An 18,842-nucleotide genomic window follows, 5' to 3' on the forward strand; every position below is an offset into this window, starting at 1 on the left:
AGAACCGTTACAACGACAGCCCCTCAACTATTGCACTCCGTTTGTATAATAAAGAATGTTTTAATCAAGGACCTATGCTTGGTGGGTTTTTAAGATGTTCTGCGAATGCCTTTTTATACGGACAAGTACCAATAAGGATTTCCTCGATGGCTTTATCTACATTGTATTCAGTTACTTTCAACTCTATTTCTTTATCAATCAATAACCAGCAAGCCCCTGTTGCTTTACTTTGGAGACCCACGCTACCAGCATTGACTATTCTTTTATTAGCTACTAAACGGTCAAATTGAATATGAGTATGTCCACATACTATTATGTCTTCTTTAGTGTTTTTTATTATTTCGAACACTTCACTGTCCTTGGTATCAAACCTAATTGCTTCTTCGTCACTTCTGGGGGAACCGTGAACGAACAATATGTTACCGATACCTTTAACAGCAATACTCTGTCTTTCATCCAACTTTTTTAGAAACTGTAGGTGTTCTTCTGTAAGTTGGTCTGCACACCATGTATTTAGTTCAGCAACAAACCCATCACACCCCTCTTGTGGTCCATAGCGATATGCAACCTCTCTGTCCGCATTCCCCATTATAAACAAGAATTTGTCTTTAAATTCCATCAGTGTATCCATAACTTCTCTTGGCTGCGGTCCCCAAACTAAATCACCACCGACCACAACAGCATGAACATTTTCTCTTCTTAATTCATTTAAAACTGCTTCTAATGCATAATTGTTCCCATGAATATCATATAAAGCAGCCATTTTCATAAAGGCATACCCCTAACAATTATTTGGTGATAACTATCTAAAACATTTGTTTTCTTAAACATCTAACGATCTTAAAAGATGCTGGACTTGTATCAAGCAATCACGTTGGGCTCAACATCTCGCAGTGTAATTCCCTTCAAGAACTACTGTGCCAGATTAAAGCTAATAGCCATAAAATATTTAATATATGAAGCTGCTAGTTAGTTCAATGTCAGAATCTCCATCTTGCTAAAGTTAGCTCCTCCGAAAACGACACAAGGTCAGCAACAACTTCGGCATAATTGTCCATTATTATTGATTATCAAAAATGACTACTAAACGAGCAGCTTTTTCATAGATAATACAAACCAACTTGTTGATAATAAAAAAATAAGCTTTTTCGCCTCACATATTGTTTATTGGGCAACAGTTTTATCATTATTAGCTGTAACAAAAGATATAATAGAAAATATGGTTATTAACATGCCAAGAAATCCAAAAGCTCCACCTTCGAATCCCCTAATGTTAATAAAACCAATATAGAAGGAGATAACAGCAACTATAATCGCTATGATTCCTGGTAGCATCCTTATAAGAAAAGCGCAAGGCGCCCGCCTATCGGCGAAAAGCGCTGGAGTCCCGACAGGAAGAAGTCCGAACTTAGACTTCAAGTGGCGGGGCGAAGCGACCTCGAGCCGATGGCGCCTGAAGTCTAGACATCAATCGAGAGATTGATAATTTTTATAAGTTCTTATCTTTCAAGAAAGGAAAACCCCTTTTTACTAAACCAGTAGGTAAGAGTCAAAATAATAATCCCTAGTATAAGAACTGTCAGAAAAGGTACTAAAAGCATCATTTAATACGCCTCCATTCACCACATTAACATTATTCCACTTTATTGAGTGTTATTTTTCCATCTTTAAACTAAGTCCCTTTATTTTAACATCATTTTCCAATTTACAACCAATAAAAAATCCGAATATACAGACACCAAGTATTTGACCGAGATAATGTAATGATCGGTAATGTCTTTGTTATTTGAAACCGTAAATATTCTGAATTTTCCTATTTTTACTTGTAATAAATAATCATATTACTATAAACTTATAAATATGGAAGTCAATTGGAAGGGAATATATTCATTTATTCAAAAAAAGAAGTATGAGAAAAACTAATATGTAAAAACGTGTTATGCCAGGGAGGCCATTCACATGTAACTAATTTAGAAGTAAATAGTAAGGGGGAAATTATGGTATCTGCAATTAATTGTTGCAATATTCAGAAATCATATTTAGGAGATAGTATTGAAACTAAGGCTTTGCAGGAAATCAATTTGACATTTATGAAGGGGGAATTCACTTCTATTATAGGGCCATCAGGGTCAGGGAAATCTACTCTCTTAAGTCTAATCGGTACGCTGGATAAACCATCACAAGGAAGAATTTTATATGACGAAGAAGAAATACTTAGCAAAAGTAGCCGAAAGATTGCTGACTTCAGATTTAAAGAAATTGGATTTATTTTTCAGCAATTTCATCTGCTTCCGGCACTGACAGCAATGGAAAATGTCCTGACCCCGTTGTTTGGACGAAAGGTTCCTTATAATAAATCAAAAAGGGCAAAAGAGGTCCTTTCCCGTGTCGGATTAGCAGATAAGATGCATGCTCTTCCATCTCAGCTATCCGGTGGCCAGCAGCAAAGAGTGGCGATAGCGAGAGCCATTGTTAATAAGCCTGGCTGGCTCCTTGCCGATGAGCCCACGGGAAACCTCGATTCTGAAACTGGTGATTTAATTTTTGATTTACTAAAGGAGTTCAATGAGAAAGAAGGGTGCGGGGTACTATTTGTAACCCACGAAAATCGGCTTGCCAGAAAAGCCAACCGTATTATTACGATGAAAGATAGTATTGTTATAACAGATGGCAGTGGTGAACCAGTATGATTAGGCTCATTTGGCAGAACTGGTGGAGAAATAAGGAGCGATTTTTGCTTCTCATAATTGGAGCATTCATTATTAGCGCCGGCCTTACATACCTGGTGGGACTCTCAGATGTCAACAGAGGGACAGTAACAGAAACCTTACAGGAGAGCTGGACAGCTTCTTACGATATTGTTGTCCGTCCTGAAGGCACCCGCAGTCATACAGAAACTCAAGGTCTCCTCGAGCCAAACTATTTGAGCGGGATGAGCGGTGGGATCAGCTTGGAGCAATACGATACAATTAAAAGTATTGAAAACGTGGAAGTAGCCGCACCAATTGCAATGATCGGCTTCGCTGACTATCAAGTGAATTTTGATCCTATTGAAGTCGAAGAGAATGGCATATACCGTTGGAGAAAAGAGGAAATTGTTAACAATGGTGTCCAGGACCTGGTTAGGACAAGTGCAGAGTATTTTCCAATAGGTTTTTGGAATCCGTATGAGAACAGTGACCCTTCTTACGGCGTCGTAGCTCCACCAAACTTTAACTATGTGTATGAGCAGACATTGCTTGCTGGGATCGATCCGGAACAGGAAGCCAAGCTTATTGGCCTAGATGAGGCTATAGTGTCTATAGGAAACAGCCGCTATTTTAATATGGATGATGAAGTCCGTACACAGGAAGACCAATTCGGTGGAGGCTTTACTACTATTGATATTCCAATTATTGTGAGTAATCACACCTATCTTGATAAGGAAGTAAGTTTTATTCTCGAACGCCTGAATTATCCTTTTGACAGTCGGGAAACAGCTGATGGAACTATGGAACAAATAAAAGAAGCTGGTGGTCAGTCTTACCTGGATACAGTTGACGGTACAGAAGTTGCCCGTCACGTATACTCAAGCGAGGAAGCCTTTCGTATTTTTATAAACACAATGGCTGGTGTTGATCTTGAGACCGGTGAGCCTGTCACAAATAACTCTGTACATGAAGCAGCAGGTGGAAGTTGGATTACAATGCGCCCTTCTCCGCTGGAATACCACGCCGTTTCAAGCCCTTATCCGGAGCGATGGCCCTACTCCTATCAGGCAGTCACTCATTTAACTAATGAAGATGCTCCTCAATTTGTTCGGGAGGATCGTGAGACGTTCCGTGTACCCGAGACATTTGGTCAGTCAGCTGATGACTGGCCGCGAATTAATCCGGACTGGATCGGTTTTTATGACCCGAGTAGGCTGAACATTTCCACAGATCCAACGAATGAGCTTCCGATGGAAACGTATCGCCCGGCTACAGCGGATCTGGTCATTGATGCTGAAAGAAACCCGATTAACCCGCCAATACAGCTAAAACCGACAGACAACCCGTACGACTTTTTGTCTAATCCACCGGGAATGTTAACGACAATAGAAGCCGCTGAAGAGATATTAGGCGATGAACCAATCTCAGCTATTCGTGTTAAAGCCGCAGGCGTGTCAGAAGTTGGAGAGGACAGCCAGGAAATTCTTGATAACATCGTAGCAGCCATCGAGTCCGAAACCGGTCTAATTACTGACATTACCCTGGGCTCCTCACCTCAACCGACCTTAACACATATTCCGCAAATAAATGACCGTGAAGAGTTAGGGTGGTTCCAGCAGCCGTGGGTTAATATCGGTTCATCGATCTCCATTTTCAGGGAGACGAATATTGGATTTTTAGGTGTTGTTACGTGCGTTTTTATTGTGGCAATTGTTTACATTTGGGCTTCGAATCTCGTCTCTCTTTTGGCGCGCAGAAAGGAATTTGCTATTCTTCTTGCTGTTGGATGGAGGCCGGGACAGTTGGCAAGACTATTGTTCACCGAAGCTGTGATTGTCGGCGGATTCGTTGCAGTGGTAAGCTGGACCTTACTAGGTACGATTTACTTATCCAGTAATATAGAATTGTCACCGATCCGCTTTTTGCTGACCGGATCTACTGGGTTTGGAATTTATATTCTCGGTGCATTGTTCCCTACTATTTTAGTACGCCGTATCGCTCCGTATGAGGCTATGAGATCGGGAGAGATAAGCAAAACAAGTAAAAGAACTCACGTAACGAAAGGCATCTTCTCCATGGCGTACAATCATTTTATGGGTAAATGGAAAAGAGGAATCCTTTCAGTTGCAGCCATCGCTCTCCCAACAAGTCTCCTGGCAATTTTCATCTATATTACGTATCGTCTGCAGGGCATTATGTATGCTACCTGGCTAGGCCAATATGCAGCGCTTGAAATAGGTCCAACTCATTTCATGGCTATTGGTGTAGCTTCAATCATAGCGATATTAACTACCGCAGAAATTATGTGGCAAAACATTTCGGAGCGAAAAGAAGAAATTTCATTGTTAAAAGCGGTCGGCTGGCAAAACTCCCGGATTCGGATGCTTATCCTGTATGAGGGACTTCTCACCGGTGTGTTTGCTGCATTGATCGGCATTACGTTAGCGTTTCTTGGGATATGGAGTTTCTATCAACAATTCCCGCTGGCTGAACTTCCCGTACTGCTTCTGACAGGTATCGTTCCTTTGGCTATTGGCCTTCTCGGAACGGTCATTCCCGCAGAAAAAGCTGTTCGGATGCTTCCATACCAGGGAATGGGCGGAAGATATACGACGATAAAAAAAGCTGAAAAACAAATGAAAACTGCAGTAATTTCCTTTTCATTGTTAATTATGGCCGGGTTTGGCTATATACTTATTCAAATTGTTCCGACCTTTGGAGAAATCCAACAGTCCTCTACTAATGGTGAGGGATCTGATATTATCCCTACACAAGGAGATCTGGTTGAAAGGAATGAAACCGAAAGAACAGAGGAAGAAGAGGAAGATACAGAAGAAGAGGAGAACATCCAGACTGTCAATGCCAATCAGTTTGATGGCTATACTGAAGAAGGAGAACCTCTCAGTGGCTGGAGTCATTTCGACTTCATTGCAGAGAGAATAGAGGTAAAAGAAGACGACGGTAGTAAAGTTGTTACCGTGGAGTTTGAATTTATTAATAAGGACACTCATCAGATTGATTTACGCACCAGCAACTTCTCACTGGTTACAACGGAAGGGAATAAACGGGCTAATGAAGTGGAGATTATCGAGTCCAAAGAATGGGAAGACGAGCATTGGCTGCATAACGATGGGATATTAAGAGCTCACCTGTCGTTTATTCTTCCAGAAGGCACAGAAACAAATGGTTTCCTTTTCCGATCCAGCAGAGAATTCAGGAATGGTTTTTATGTGAATTTTGAGTAGAATTTTATCCGCTTCCTATTATTAAACTACATGAGTATCCTACTAGTTTAGAAATTAAAAGCAGAGAATTAACTCTGCTTTTAATTTATCGTTCCTTCGTAAACCTCTCCAACTAAAGCTCACCGTTTGTTTAAGTACATTTATTCACAAACTACCCAAAAATTTGAGCTGCAATCCCGAATAATGTATTGTTTCTAGAAGGCATATTTTCTGAATTTATTACCATTATAGGAGGTTGACTTACATGAACAAATCCACTTTTCTCCAAAAACATCATAAACTCACCATTATCTGATGGGACATCAATTCTTAATTTTCCTTGATGCTTTGAAGATAATTTATCTATTAAAACTGAGGCTATATGAAAGTCTGGGGCTACTATAGGACCTAATATGAGATTAATTGGTCCTAATATGGAAAGTCCATACCCGACAATTGTTCCATTATTATCTTTTACAACTAAGCATTTTTCAGATTGTTTTATTCTATTCATAAGAAACTGAGTTCTTTTGTCTCCAAAAGCACCCTCATCAAGCTTAAGTAATTCATTAAAGTCAACTACACTAAACTCTTCAATGATTATATCACTGTTAACCAACGGGTTAGTATCAATTATATAATTATCGCATAGATATTTATGAACAACATCAACAGTATTAAAGCCCATTTTTTCATAAAGGGGTTTTCCTTCTTCTGTTGCAATTAGCATAATGGCAGTTTCCTTAGAAACACTTTCTATACATTTCCTAGTAGCTTTTTTCCCTAACCCCATACCTCTATAATCTTTATTAACTATAACCATACCAATTGAGGCGAAAGTAGTATCATACGGAATTATTGCAGCACTAGACACAATTTTCCCCTCAGCATTTTTATGTCCAAATATCATACCTGATGCCAGAATAGTTCCAATTTCTTTTTCATCATAATCCCACCCAACCGATGCAGACAGCTCGATTAATCCTGGAACATCACATTTATCAAATTGTAATAATTCTAATATAGGTTTATTGCATGTGACCATAACGATTCCTCCTTCGAAACATCATTTTAATCCTCTTATGCAAAATTATACTATAATTAATTTTATTTAATTGTAACAACGTTTGAATCACTTATTTCAAGATTCTTAGCCCGTTACTGTAAGCATATTTCACCAAATCGAAAATTTTCAATCTATTTGAATATAATTCAAAGCAAATATGTTACAATTCAATAGTCTAATAATTGTGATAGTTTTAGACAATCTTTGTTTGGAGGTAGATATTATGACAAATAAAAGAAACGGTTGCTTGAAAATTTATAAGGGGATCACGACTAACTAATCAAACTCTTTAGCGTTTCCCCAAAATTTGAAAGGGGAATATTGTTTGAAACAAACATTATTAATTATTGATGCACAACAAGAATTAATTGACGGAAATCAAGATTCTAGTCCAATTTTCATTAAAGAGCAACTTATTACCAACATCAATAAATTGATTGAAAAAGCAAGAGAAGCAGAGATTCCAGTTGTATTTGTAAGGGATCTTGATGTTGCTGAAGGAGAAGGTAATGGATTTCGAATTCACAATGAAATTAATGTACCTGCTGAAGCAAAGGTTTTCGATAAATTTGCAACCAATTCCTTTTATGGAACAGGATTGTTAGAACATTTAAAATCACAGCATATTGAACATATTGTGATTATGGGCTGTGAAACACAGCACTGTATAGATAGTGCAGTCAGAACAGCAACTATTAATGGTTTTGATGTAACATTAGTTGGTGATGGGCATTCAACATTGGGAAATGATGTTTTAAGTGTAGAACAAATTATAAAACATCATAATACTACACTTCACGGTCATTATAATATTGACCACTTTTCTATTGTCAGAAATTCAGGGGAAGATTTATTTCATCCAACTCACAATTCATATAGGGAAAGTGAAAAGTAGCACTAAATATCGTGGTGATTACCTTCTGAGAAAACAACAAAATAAAGGTACTTTTATGTCAAAATAAGCAGGGGAAGCTCCCTGCTTATTTTATATGCGAATATTAGATTCTTCAATTAGACTCCCTCTATAATTTTTTTGTATTCTTATGTTAGCTCTGTTTATCTAAAAATTCCTTACTTAATACTTTCACTAGACATTGTTTCCATGGTTAGTTTTAGCTTTTCTTTTAAAAAATAGATAATTATTAACTTGATACTGAGCTAATGGAGACTGAAAAAGCACTTACTGACTGTCGGCATAAGGCAATAGATAGTCCTTAAAATAATATAAAGGTCTAAATTCATCATCTTTAATACTACTTGTAAAAGCCGCTACCAATTGATAGTCAGGTACAACAATAATATACTTTCCCTCACGTCCATACGCAAAATAACTCCTACCTAATTGATTGTCAGATGTTATATTCCACCAGTGATATGCGTATGAAAAAGAATCATTACTTTTGAATTTTGGACTTGTAGATTGCTCAATCCAATGATATGGTACGATTTGCTTGGATTTCCATACTCCATTTTTTAAATATAGTGTACCGATTTTCAACATATCAACCGTTTTCATCGTTAATCCGAATCCACCAATGGCAATACCTTGAGCATCGCGGTTCCACTTATAATCTGTAATTCCTAGAGGTGTAAATAAATGCTTTTTAGCGAAGACTTCTGTATTTATTCCAGAAGTCTTTTGTAAGATTGCACTTAACAAGTGTGAAGAACCACAACTGTAGACCATTTCTTTTCCAGGTGGATGATCAATGTCCTGCTGAAGTACAAATTTGACCCAATTTTTGCTTGGTATCATATCACTATTACCCGGCCAGCGTAACCCTGAAGTCATTGTTAGCAGGTGCATGATTGTAATTTTTTGACTCTCTTTACCTTTGTTCAATTGTGGAAAATAATCATTTATTGGTGTGTTAACATTTTCGATATACCCTTTGTCTATCGCAATTCCAATCAGTGCTGATAAGATGCTCTTTGTGACAGAATATATTTTATGTTGTTTTTCTTTCATTTTTTTGTTTCGATAATATTCAAATATCACAGTATTATTCCTCTGGACAAGGAAACTATCAATTTTGTCTTTTTTTAGTATTTTTGCAAAATCGGTTAAAGATTTCAATCACCTTGCCTCCCCGCTGTTACTGGTATTCACCCATTAGGTTTACGCTTACCTATATCCTATTATGTAATAAAGCAAAACACCTACCGTCATTCCTAAAGAGAATCCTATTCCAACATCCGCAATTTGAATAAATACAATATCGAACATCTTTATAATTGTTTTTAATATTAAGTCACTTAAAAATCCAAAAGCCAATCCTTATACTAGATAGTTTTCTAGTTTTGCTTCTTATTATTTGTATGATCAGCCATACCGGTCCCCTTATCCTCTTACGATTGTAACTCTCCACTCTTTGCTCATTTTCCCCAAGCGGACACACGATCCCTTATTTTATGGATATGAGCTATTTTTTTATTTTATCGGCCATGAGGGACCTTATTTCCTTCATCATTGGCTAAATCAACGCTAGTTTTTAGTAATAGCGTACCTGATGTCCGCCTACTTTGAAAAAACACCGGTTTGTTCACAAATAACGGATCTCGTGTCCTCAAGATGGTTGCAAAACCGATGAGTGAACCGTTCGTATTGATCTACAGCTTTGAAATTTGTTTGAGCTTTTATAATGGTTTCTAGGCGGACACACGATCCCTTATTTTATGGATATGAGACCTTTTTTCGTTTTGCCGGCCATGAGGGACCTTATTTCCTTCATCATTGGCTAAATCAACGCTAGTTTTTAGTAATAGCGTACCTGATGTCCGCCTACTTTGAAAAAACACCGGTTTGTTCACAAATAACGGATCTCGTGTCCTCAAGATGGTTGCAAAACCGATGAGTGAACCGGTCGTATTGATCTACAGCTTTGAAATTTGTTTGAGCTTTTATAATGGTTTCTAGGCGGACACTGGATCCCTTATTTGATGAATTTGAGACCTTTTTTCGTTTTGCCGGCCATGAGAGACCTTATTTCCTTCATCATTGGCTAAATCAAGGCTAGTTTTTAGTAATAACGTACCTGATGTCCGCCTACTTTAAAAAAACACCGGTTTGTTCACAAATAACGGATCTCGTGTCCTCACCAATTCATGCAGGACAATTCGCCACCCATCCCGCACTCTCGATGGTTACCCCAGCGTTATTCTTCAAAAGTTTGAATCAGTTGCCGGTCACTTTTCATAAATTACTTCCTTTTGTCATTCCATATTATTTTATTATGTCCTAAATGAAAAGAGCATGTTTTGAAAAAAATTAATCCAAACATGCTCTTCTTGTGTCTTCTATAAAAACTCATTAATATTAATTCCTTTTTCAACAAAAGCCCTCCGTTAGTTAAGTAAAGTATGTCAGATTATTTATTCTTTAAATGATAACCCTTCTTCTTCTAATGAAGTTCTCAAAGTAGGTAAGGAAGCTGGTCCAATGCCATGAATTTTCAATATTTCTTTTTCCGTATACTTCGAAAGCTTTTGCAAAGTGTCAATTCCTTCGTGAACCAATGCATTTCTTGCAGGTGAACTAAGTTTCGAAAGGAACCCGCTATCAGGCTTACTTTCTTTATCACAGGTAGGGCAACTTTGACAATCACTACTTTTGTAATACTTATGTCCCTTTTCACAGATCCTTAAACTTTTTTCTACTGGCAAAATAATCCCTCCTAACAAATTATATGTTTAATTTTAGTATAATATATTTTGGAGAAGTTGCGCACAAACCCGGTGATGTTGCGTACAAACCTGGTGATGTTGCGTACAAACCTGGAGATGTTGCGCACAAACCCGGTGATGTTGCGCACAAACCCGGTGATGTTGCGTACAAACCCGGTGATGTTGCGTACAAACCTGGTGATGTTGCGCACAAACCCGGTGATGTTGCGTCCTGTATATTAGTTATACAATCTCGACAAAACTAATGTATGTCCCTCAATGATCCCCTTTACTTTGAGCCACTTCGCTCATGAAAACGTGAGCCACTCCATTTCCAGTTAGAACATCGTCTTGATATGGAGTGATAGGCATGATAGGCTTGTTGCCCCTCGAAACAGCCTGCTGTGTCACCTTTCGAGCTAACTTCTGCCTCTGGAGGCTACATGTCAAGAGTTTCAAATTTAGAATTGGCTCACGAAGATGTAATCGGAGTGGCTCAAAATTCAATTATCAAATACACCTTTACTTTTAAGTGTAATAAAGATGTACAAACTTCCCTTTACATCACCTACTCTTTCAACATTCAATCTCATTTTCCATTTGAAATAAATCAAAAAGTTTTTCTTTTTCAATCATGACCGTTTTAAATAATTTGGTGATTTCACTTCCCGTATAAAAATGATTGCATCATATTGTTCTTGAGGATAAATTACCTTTGGTGATAGACCTGAGTATCCCGATTCCAATAACCACCATTTTCTTTTGAACCACATTTTCTTATCCTTAGTTTGATTTTTCACATTCAATGGGAGAAATAAATCCGTTTCTGCTGTTTCATAAAGTAATGATTCTAAATGATTTTTATTCGTTGCATTTACTGGTAACACCACTCTTAACTGTGTTGCAAACTCCCCACTTCCAGCGTACAACCCAATAGAATAAAAATCATTAGGATACTTACGCTGTAACCAATACCCTACTGACTTTATTCCTAAAATTTTTGCAGTAATCGTTTGCCTTTTTCGTATATGGAAGTTATGAGCCCATACAATTATCTTTTCATTTTTATAGTAGTCATTCATTAGCCACTCTAAATTTTGGAACATATTAAAACCTCTTTGAATACCAGAAGAGAGAAACCCTTTTAAGTTTATCTTCAACCATTTCATTCTATTTTGCATTCCTTGTTTGACTAATTGAAGCCTCTTTTGAATTTCAGGATTCATATAGATTTCTCGTTTTTCATCTATTAAATATATAAGGCTTTCATATTCTTTTATCGTAATCTTCATTCTCTCTTTTAAAGTTTTTGTTACTTTTAGCTTCGTTCTCATTTCATCATCTATTTCAAAAAAACGTTTTTCCATTACTTTTATAGTCTGATACAATTCATTATCAGTATGAAGTTTTAACCAATCTATCAAACATTCTGATATTAATGGATATGTAGGCTGAGGGTCCATTCCAGAAATTATTAATGATTGACTCCATTCCTCGAAAAAAAGTGGCTTTATTTCTTCATTGTGATATATATCCAAAAAGCAGCTTTGAATCTGATTATCAGGGGATTTATCATTTAAAAAATCTTTGCACAGCGTCGCTTCCAATAGTCCACTTTCAAATGCCACAACGTTAAACCCATGATACTGATGCAAATAACGGATTAAGTCAGTTTTAGTTGTGAAATAGTCTGCAACTCCGTGTGAGCTTTCACCAAGAAGTATAATTCGCTTACCTCTTACAAAGCTATCAATAAATGAAAAGTCATTACTTTTTTTAATTTCAAAACCAGTTCCTTTAATTTGTTCTTTCCAACGATTTCTCGTTTTTTCTCTGACGAAATTCATATACATCATAGTCCCCATTTCGAAATTACTGCATCGTTAGATACACATAAATTTGCGACAGCCTTTAATACTATGGACGTTAGTATAATAATGACTGGTATACTATTTTTTATGACAGCTTCCTATTTATTCTATTAAAGGCTTAACCTAACCATTGACCATAATAAGCCATTCCCCCTAAAACTGCTCCAATTAAAACACATATTACAGTTGTTATTTTTGGTATTTTAAATATTCTTTCAATCCGAACTCCTCCTTTCTTGTAAAAAAACTGCTTCATTAGTTCAACAACAGAAACTAACCCTAGTTAAAGGATTCTCCCCTTTTGTAGAACGAGAGAAAAGAAAGCTTGTTATGCTATCGCTACCCGTTTGCTTAATCCTTTGTTTCAACATCTAATACAATAAATACTTTCTCCGTGATAAATATCAAGCTTCCATATACCGCTTTGAGGAAATTCCAAAACCGAGGGTACGTGTGCATCAGCACCATTACTTGAAGAACCTATCCCGCCCTGAACTATTTATAAAAAATAAACCAATTACTTCTCCGGTTTTTTCGTGTGTAGCTTTTATGTCAAAATTTTTTGTTCTAAGAAAATCTCTATCCCCCAAAAATACCACTTCTGTTTTGACTTTTCATTTTCTATTAACCCTTTTCCAAGAAAAAGTCCTAACTTCTCTTCAATGCCTACCATCTCTACTCCGTTGGATAAAAATGAATCAGTAGGCTCAAACTTGGTTTTATCAGAAGACTCCCTAAAGAAAAACATAACTGAAAAAATAATTATTGCAACAATACTAAAACCTAAGTACTGTTTTTTATCCCCAATTTCAACAAACCACCCCGCTAGCACTATTACACCCCTGGCAGCTTCTTGAAGTATTTTACCCGTTACTTTAGGTACATTTATTCACAATAGCGCATTGCTACTATCAACAAATATCATTGAATTTTATATTTAGATAAGGAGCATCATTTTCAATCTTTGTTCTCATGCCTTTCAGTATATCTTTTACTTTTTCATTATTCTTTTGCTCTTCGCTAAGAAAATTCATAAAATATATATAGGAGAATATTTGCCTGTAATCTAAGAAAAAGGGAATTTTCGATAGCCAGTATTTATCAAGGTTATTTTCTGTAAAATATCCTTGTAAAAATGAATCAATAAAAAGGAGGGCGAAATCCTTTCTTCCTTGTGTATCACTCTCATCTTTAGTTTGTATAGCGTGATATAAAACAATTGCAATATCATACACAAACCAGTTATATTCACAATCCCCAAAGTCAAATAACACTATCGCTTTTTTGTATAAATAGAAATTTTTATGATGGAGGTCATTATGTATCATTCCATAACTGTTTATATCTTTCGGCAATTTATCAATGAAATTAATGAATGTATTCCATTTGTCAGAAACAACTCTACTAATACCCTCAATATTCTTAGTAAATAATAGCCCTTTATTCCAATCTTGCTTTTTTATATTTTTATCTATTGGTGTATATGTTTTTGATAACGAATGTAACTTTCCAAGTGTTTTTCCCCAATGATAAAAGAATTTATTATTCCAATTATTTGCATCTGAAGTGTTAATAATAGTCCCTTTTGCTTTTTCAAATGCCAAGACGTAGCATTCAACGTTATTTTCTCCCTGAGTAATCTCTAAATAATTCCCATTTATAGATGGTAAAGGAGCAGTAACATTCACTCCTGATTTGTGCAAATACCTTATCCAGTCTAACTCTGCTCTAACAGACTCTTTTTTGTACGTAGTACTTGGATAAAATTTAAGAATAAAAGTCTCGCCATTCTTGTTACACACAAAAACATTATTCGAAAATCCCCCAATTAGTTTTAATTGTTTTACATCAGCATTAAACAGAGTAGCCCCTTTAGATAAATAAACATAATCCAATATATTATCCCTCCCCCCACTAATTATACAAAAAATTCTGTAAGTAACCTTTGTTAACTAAACTCTCTGTTACTTTAATAAAGAAAGTTAATTAACTTGTATATGAATGGATAAAATTAAATATATGTAATCAATCATGCCTGTTCTGATTCTTGATTTCGCCTAAAAGACTAATAATGAGATAATTTTGTTCAATTACTTTCTCATTTTGTTTCCGTAATTTTGAAAATTCCCATACGCAAACGATCAAAATGATTACCATAAAAATAAAAGCCATTTACTTCACCTCAAATTTAACTTCCAAAATTTCAACCATTACTAATGATAACTTACTTAAAGACTTCTTTGGGAGTTCTATATCTTTTTTCTTTATTCAAGTCTTCTCCCCAATACTCCAATCGCTTTTTCAATGTTAACACTCATTCCCTATTATTTGGGATTAAAATGTAAAAAAGCGTATCCTCTTGTTGCAGAAACGCTCCCTTAACTACAAAAAGAAAAAACTGTAAATTGACATTGACTTAACTAAGTACCTCATTATATGATGTACTTAGTTAGATAAGGAAGGCGATGCGAAATGGATAAAGAACAGTTAAGAGGCAGTCTAGATTTAATCATTCTATCTAGAATTATTAAATCTGATAATTACGGAGGTGGCATTATTAGAGAAGTTTATAATGCGAGTGGAAACGAACTACAAATAGGAGAAGGAACATTATATTCCTTACTAAAAAGGCTAGAAAAAAAAGGGCTTATTGAATCATATTGGGGTGAAGAGCATTTAGGGGGCAGAAGGAAATATTATAAAATTACGAACAAGGGTCGGGAGTTATTTTTTGAAAGATTAGAGGGTTGGAGGAAGATAAATAAACTGATTGAATCAGCATTAAAGGGGGATTAAAATGTCAGCCATCAGTCAATATATAGACTCTATATTAATTCATATTGAAGCTAATAAAAAAGAATATGATGGTTTAAAGGCTGAATTAACTGCTTATATCGAAGAGAAAAAACTTTATTACATTCAGAAAGGCTATCCCGAATCGAAGGCAGCAGAGAAAGCCATTAGCGACTTTGGCAGTTATGATGAGGTCGGTCAAGCATTATCTAAATCCATATTTCCTCAGCGACGATATGCATTAAGCTCACTTTTAATTATTTCCATTATATACACTGTTTTTGTATCAATTATGGTGTATATTGAACATTCTATCATCCCAGTATTCTTGCTACTTATAGTAACCTTTTTATCTTTAACTAATTTATGGTTAACAAAAAGACAATTACTTATTGCAAGGTACAGATTAGCATTTATAGGTTTTGGCTTTATTTATGTTATCACCTGGTTTTATGGTTCTTTCTATATAGATGGGGTTAGCAGCGGTATTTTAACGTGGTTACTTATGGCAATTGCGCTAATTTATTTACTAACAATTGTAGTAAATATCGTTCTTGGTGCCATATACCAACCTATAAGCAGATACTTCATGAAGGCTCCAGTTAAAAATAGAGTTTTAATTATTATAAGTAATTCAATTAGTGGAATCATTGTTTTAAGTTATTTGTTAAGTACTTTATTTGGATTTCTAATTTTTGGTTCACCAGATATTCGATATACGTTATATATCTTAATTCCTAGTGTCTTAACAACTAGCATTTGGATTATCTCTATAATAATTAGCAGCAGGTTTCATAAACTAGCATGGGTAAGTACAATATTGCAGTTCTTAATATGTGCTTATGTTATTTATTATTGGTTCTTAGCATTCTCAGTTTGATCCTTTTTCGCACCCTTATGAAGTTAATGAGGGTGTCTTTTAATAAATTCCTCCTCTTAAACACCCCTCCTGGACGTGCTGTATAAATTATAGCTCTTAACGGGTAAGTTTAAAAAATACAATATATGATAATGAAAAAACCTTCATTATTCATTACAAGTTCCGTCATTATGAACAACTTCCCCTTGTATGAAGCTGCTAGTTAGTCAAATTTCAGAATACCATCTTGTTAAAGTTACCTCCTCCGAAAGTGACAAAAGGTCAGCAACAACTTTAGCATCCCCACCGATTACTAAAATATTTTTCATTTGGAATGATCCGAAAATAGTGTGGAAATGTTCCTTTTGTAGACCCTGTGTGACTGCTAAACTAAATGTAACAGTTCTCGTTTGATAAGATTTAACACTTCTTGTCCATTAAGACTCTGGTGACTCTCCAAGAGATCCAGGAAAAATACTAATTTTTCTTCTTAGACACTAGATATAATAGATTTGTATATCTGAAAGTGTTTGAGGAGGTTTGAAAGGTGGATAAGTGGCAAGTGTATATGGAAATTGATCAACTGTTAAAACAAGGTTTTAGTAAGAGTAAGGTTGCAGAAAAGCTAGGGATTTCAAGACCAACGTTATATCGTTATTTAAATAGAAATCCGCAGGAGATGGCAGAATGGATGGTTACTATTCAATCAAGAGAAAAGAAGCTTGATAAGTATAAAGAATTAATTCTTTCCTGGTTGAGGCAGTACCCAGATATGACGGCAGCTCAAGTACAAGATTGGCTGCTTGAGAAATATCCATCTTTTGAAGTGGGAGAAAGTACTGTTAGATCTTATGTGAGAGAACTAAGAAAAGAATACAACATCCTGAAGGAGATATCGCCTAGATCATATGAGGCTTTACCCGATCCTCCATTAGGAGAACAAGTCCAAGTGGACTTCGGCCAGACGAAAAACAAGAAATCTAATGGAGCAGGAACAGTTAAACTATATTTCATTGCATTTGTATTATCTCATTCTCGTTATAAATACATGTATTGGCTAGACCGTCCTTTTACAACGAAAGACGTTATTGAATCACATGAGTTAGCCTTCCAATGGTTTCATGGTATCCCTAATGAGTTGGTATATGACCAAGATAATTTACTCGTTGTTAGTGAAAATAATGGAGATTTAATTTTGACTGAGGAGTTTCAAAGGTATAAAGAAGCAAAGAAGTTCAACTTATTTGTTTGTAGAAAAGCGGATCCTGAGAGTAAAGGTAAAATAGAAAATGTCGTAGGTTTTATCAAGCATAATTACGCTAAGCATAGACTATTTCACAACTTAGAATCATGGAATGAACATGCGATAGAATGGCTCAACCGAACTGGAAACGCCAAAGTTCATAACACCACAAAAAAAAGACCGGTTGAAGTGTTTGCCCTTGAAAAACAACACTTAAAACCAGTCACGAACATCATTGATGTTCAACATAACAACAATAACAGTATATCAAGGTCTATACGTAAGGACAATACCATACGGTATTTATCTAATCGATACTCACTACCATTAGGGAGTTTCCATAAATACAAGGAGGTTTATCTTACAGTCGTTGATGATGAAAAGCTCATCATTTGTAGTCCTGACGGGGAGATCTTGGCTAAGCATCAAATATCAATAGAGAAAGGAAAACTTATTCAAGATCGTAAACATCAACGTGACCGTACAAAAGGAATAGATGCCTTTATCGATTCTGTGGCAACTTATTTTGATAATCAAGAATTAGCTCATGAGTTTATATCAAGAGTAAGAGAAAAGAATCCACGTTACATTCGCGACCAGTTACAACTGATATTAAATTCGATCAAAGGAAATCATTCTATGATTATTAATAGTGCGCTCGATGAATGTATTCACCGAAACCTTTATAGTGGTACAGATTTCAGCGATATCATTGGGTACCTAAAACGACAACGATCGTTACACATTACTCGAAACGATAACGCTGAACAAATGAAACGACCTACAACGATGACTTCGAATTGGGTAATGGATACAAATGCATCAAAAAGAGAAATGGACAAGTATTACTCTATATTAGAAGGTGATTGTCAATGACACAGCTCAATCAATTACAAGAACTTATGAGAACCTTACGGTTCGTTGAGACATCTAATCACCTAACAGAATTAATTAAACAAGCTGAACAAAATGACCATTCTTATACAAGGTTTTTACTTGATATTATGCAATATGAACAAAAACGCCGAGAAGAAAAACAAGTTGAAAAACGTTTGAAATGGGCGACATTTCCAGACTATAAAACACTCGAAGAGTTTGATATTAAAGAGCAACAGTCATTAAGTAAGAAACAACTCAATCAGTTGGGTGATCTGACATGGATTGACCAGCTGTACAATTTAGTTTTATTGGGTCCTCCAGGTGTGGGAAAAACGCACCTGGCCATAGGGCTAGGAATCAAAGCAATATATGAAGGGTATAAAGTTATCTTCACTTCAATGGGTGATCTTGTGCATGCATTAAAAACAGAAGAAATAACACGTAAATCAAAAACAAGCTTAAAACGAATGAGAGATGCCGATTTAGTTATTATTGATGACTTAATGTTTATGGCAATGGATCAGCAAGAAGCAAACCTATTTTTCCATTTGATT

General features: G+C 35.9%; 15 protein-coding genes. 7 read left to right on the top strand and 8 right to left on the bottom strand.

Annotated elements, in window-relative coordinates:
* Positions 1–64: 64 nt before the first annotated feature.
* On the bottom strand, positions 65–769 hold the full coding sequence (locus CD001_RS00585) for a metallophosphoesterase family protein (RefSeq protein WP_096185699.1): 705 nt from the start codon (positions 767–769) through the stop codon (positions 65–67).
* A gap of 1,228 nt (positions 770–1,997) precedes the next feature.
* Here CD001_RS00585 and CD001_RS00595 point away from each other — a divergent pair.
* Both CD001_RS00595 and CD001_RS00600 read left to right on the top strand, forming a co-directional pair.
* On the top strand, positions 1,998–2,690 hold the full coding sequence (locus CD001_RS00595) for an ABC transporter ATP-binding protein (protein WP_096185701.1): 693 nt from the start codon (positions 1,998–2,000) through the stop codon (positions 2,688–2,690).
* Entirely contained in the window at positions 2,687–5,935 is a 3,249-nt protein-coding gene (locus CD001_RS00600; protein WP_096185702.1) for an ABC transporter permease, read from the top strand. Before CD001_RS00595 ends, CD001_RS00600 begins: the two co-directional genes overlap by 4 nt.
* A gap of 151 nt (positions 5,936–6,086) precedes the next feature.
* Here the strand turns inward: CD001_RS00600 and CD001_RS00605 are convergent, their stop codons facing one another.
* Positions 6,087–6,959, bottom strand: coding sequence for a GNAT family N-acetyltransferase (locus tag CD001_RS00605; RefSeq protein WP_096185703.1), 873 nt, complete (start codon positions 6,957–6,959; stop codon positions 6,087–6,089).
* 346 nt (positions 6,960–7,305) lie between these two features.
* Here CD001_RS00605 and CD001_RS00610 point away from each other — a divergent pair, with 346 nt between their 5' ends.
* Positions 7,306–7,875, top strand: coding sequence for a cysteine hydrolase family protein (locus CD001_RS00610; RefSeq protein WP_096185704.1), 570 nt, complete (start codon positions 7,306–7,308; stop codon positions 7,873–7,875).
* A gap of 285 nt (positions 7,876–8,160) precedes the next feature.
* Here the strand turns inward: CD001_RS00610 and CD001_RS00615 are convergent, their stop codons facing one another.
* From CD001_RS00615 to CD001_RS00645, 6 genes are all read right to left on the bottom strand, one after another.
* Positions 8,161–9,057 (bottom strand): serine hydrolase domain-containing protein, encoded by an 897-nt coding sequence (locus tag CD001_RS00615; protein WP_096185706.1) that lies wholly within the window; start codon positions 9,055–9,057, stop codon positions 8,161–8,163.
* Positions 9,058–10,352: 1,295 nt separating this feature from the next.
* Positions 10,353–10,643, bottom strand: coding sequence for an RNA polymerase alpha subunit C-terminal domain-containing protein (locus tag CD001_RS00620; RefSeq protein WP_096185707.1), 291 nt, complete (start codon positions 10,641–10,643; stop codon positions 10,353–10,355).
* 19 nt (positions 10,644–10,662) lie between these two features.
* A complete protein-coding gene (locus CD001_RS27195) occupies positions 10,663–10,890 on the bottom strand; it encodes a hypothetical protein (RefSeq protein WP_407081128.1) in 228 nt (75 codons plus the stop codon).
* 385 nt (positions 10,891–11,275) lie between these two features.
* Positions 11,276–12,490: an erythromycin esterase family protein gene (locus tag CD001_RS00635; protein ID WP_218839228.1), complete on the bottom strand. Its 1,215-nt coding sequence runs from the start codon at positions 12,488–12,490 to the stop codon at positions 11,276–11,278.
* Between the two features lie 571 nt (positions 12,491–13,061).
* On the bottom strand, positions 13,062–13,346 hold the full coding sequence (locus CD001_RS00640; RefSeq protein WP_096185712.1) for a hypothetical protein: 285 nt from the start codon (positions 13,344–13,346) through the stop codon (positions 13,062–13,064).
* Between the two features lie 79 nt (positions 13,347–13,425).
* Complete coding sequence (locus CD001_RS00645; RefSeq protein ID WP_179298547.1) at positions 13,426–14,409, bottom strand: phosphotransferase enzyme family protein; 984 nt, start codon at positions 14,407–14,409, stop codon at positions 13,426–13,428.
* Positions 14,410–14,986: 577 nt separating this feature from the next.
* On the opposite strand from CD001_RS00645, the gene CD001_RS00650 reads away from it, so the two are divergent.
* The 4 genes from CD001_RS00650 to CD001_RS00665 form a co-directional block, all read left to right on the top strand.
* The gene (locus CD001_RS00650) at positions 14,987–15,310 is read left to right on the top strand and encodes a PadR family transcriptional regulator (protein ID WP_096185714.1); all 324 of its coding nucleotides are present in this window, start codon (positions 14,987–14,989) and stop codon (positions 15,308–15,310) included.
* Position 15,311: 1 nt separating this feature from the next.
* Positions 15,312–16,187, top strand: coding sequence for a permease prefix domain 1-containing protein (locus tag CD001_RS00655; protein WP_096185715.1), 876 nt, complete (start codon positions 15,312–15,314; stop codon positions 16,185–16,187).
* Positions 16,188–16,713: 526 nt separating this feature from the next.
* Positions 16,714–18,285, top strand: a complete 1,572-nt coding sequence (gene istA / locus CD001_RS00660; RefSeq protein WP_096185716.1) for an IS21 family transposase — start codon at positions 16,714–16,716, stop codon at positions 18,283–18,285.
* Positions 18,282–18,842: ATP-binding protein (locus CD001_RS00665; protein ID WP_142303652.1), on the top strand; the 561-nt coding region annotated here is incomplete at its 3' end. The genes istA and CD001_RS00665, both read left to right, overlap by 4 nt.

The organism is Evansella halocellulosilytica, assembly GCF_002335745.1.
Classification (GTDB): Bacteria; Bacillota; Bacilli; order Bacillales; family Salisediminibacteriaceae; genus Bacillus_CA; species Bacillus_CA halocellulosilytica.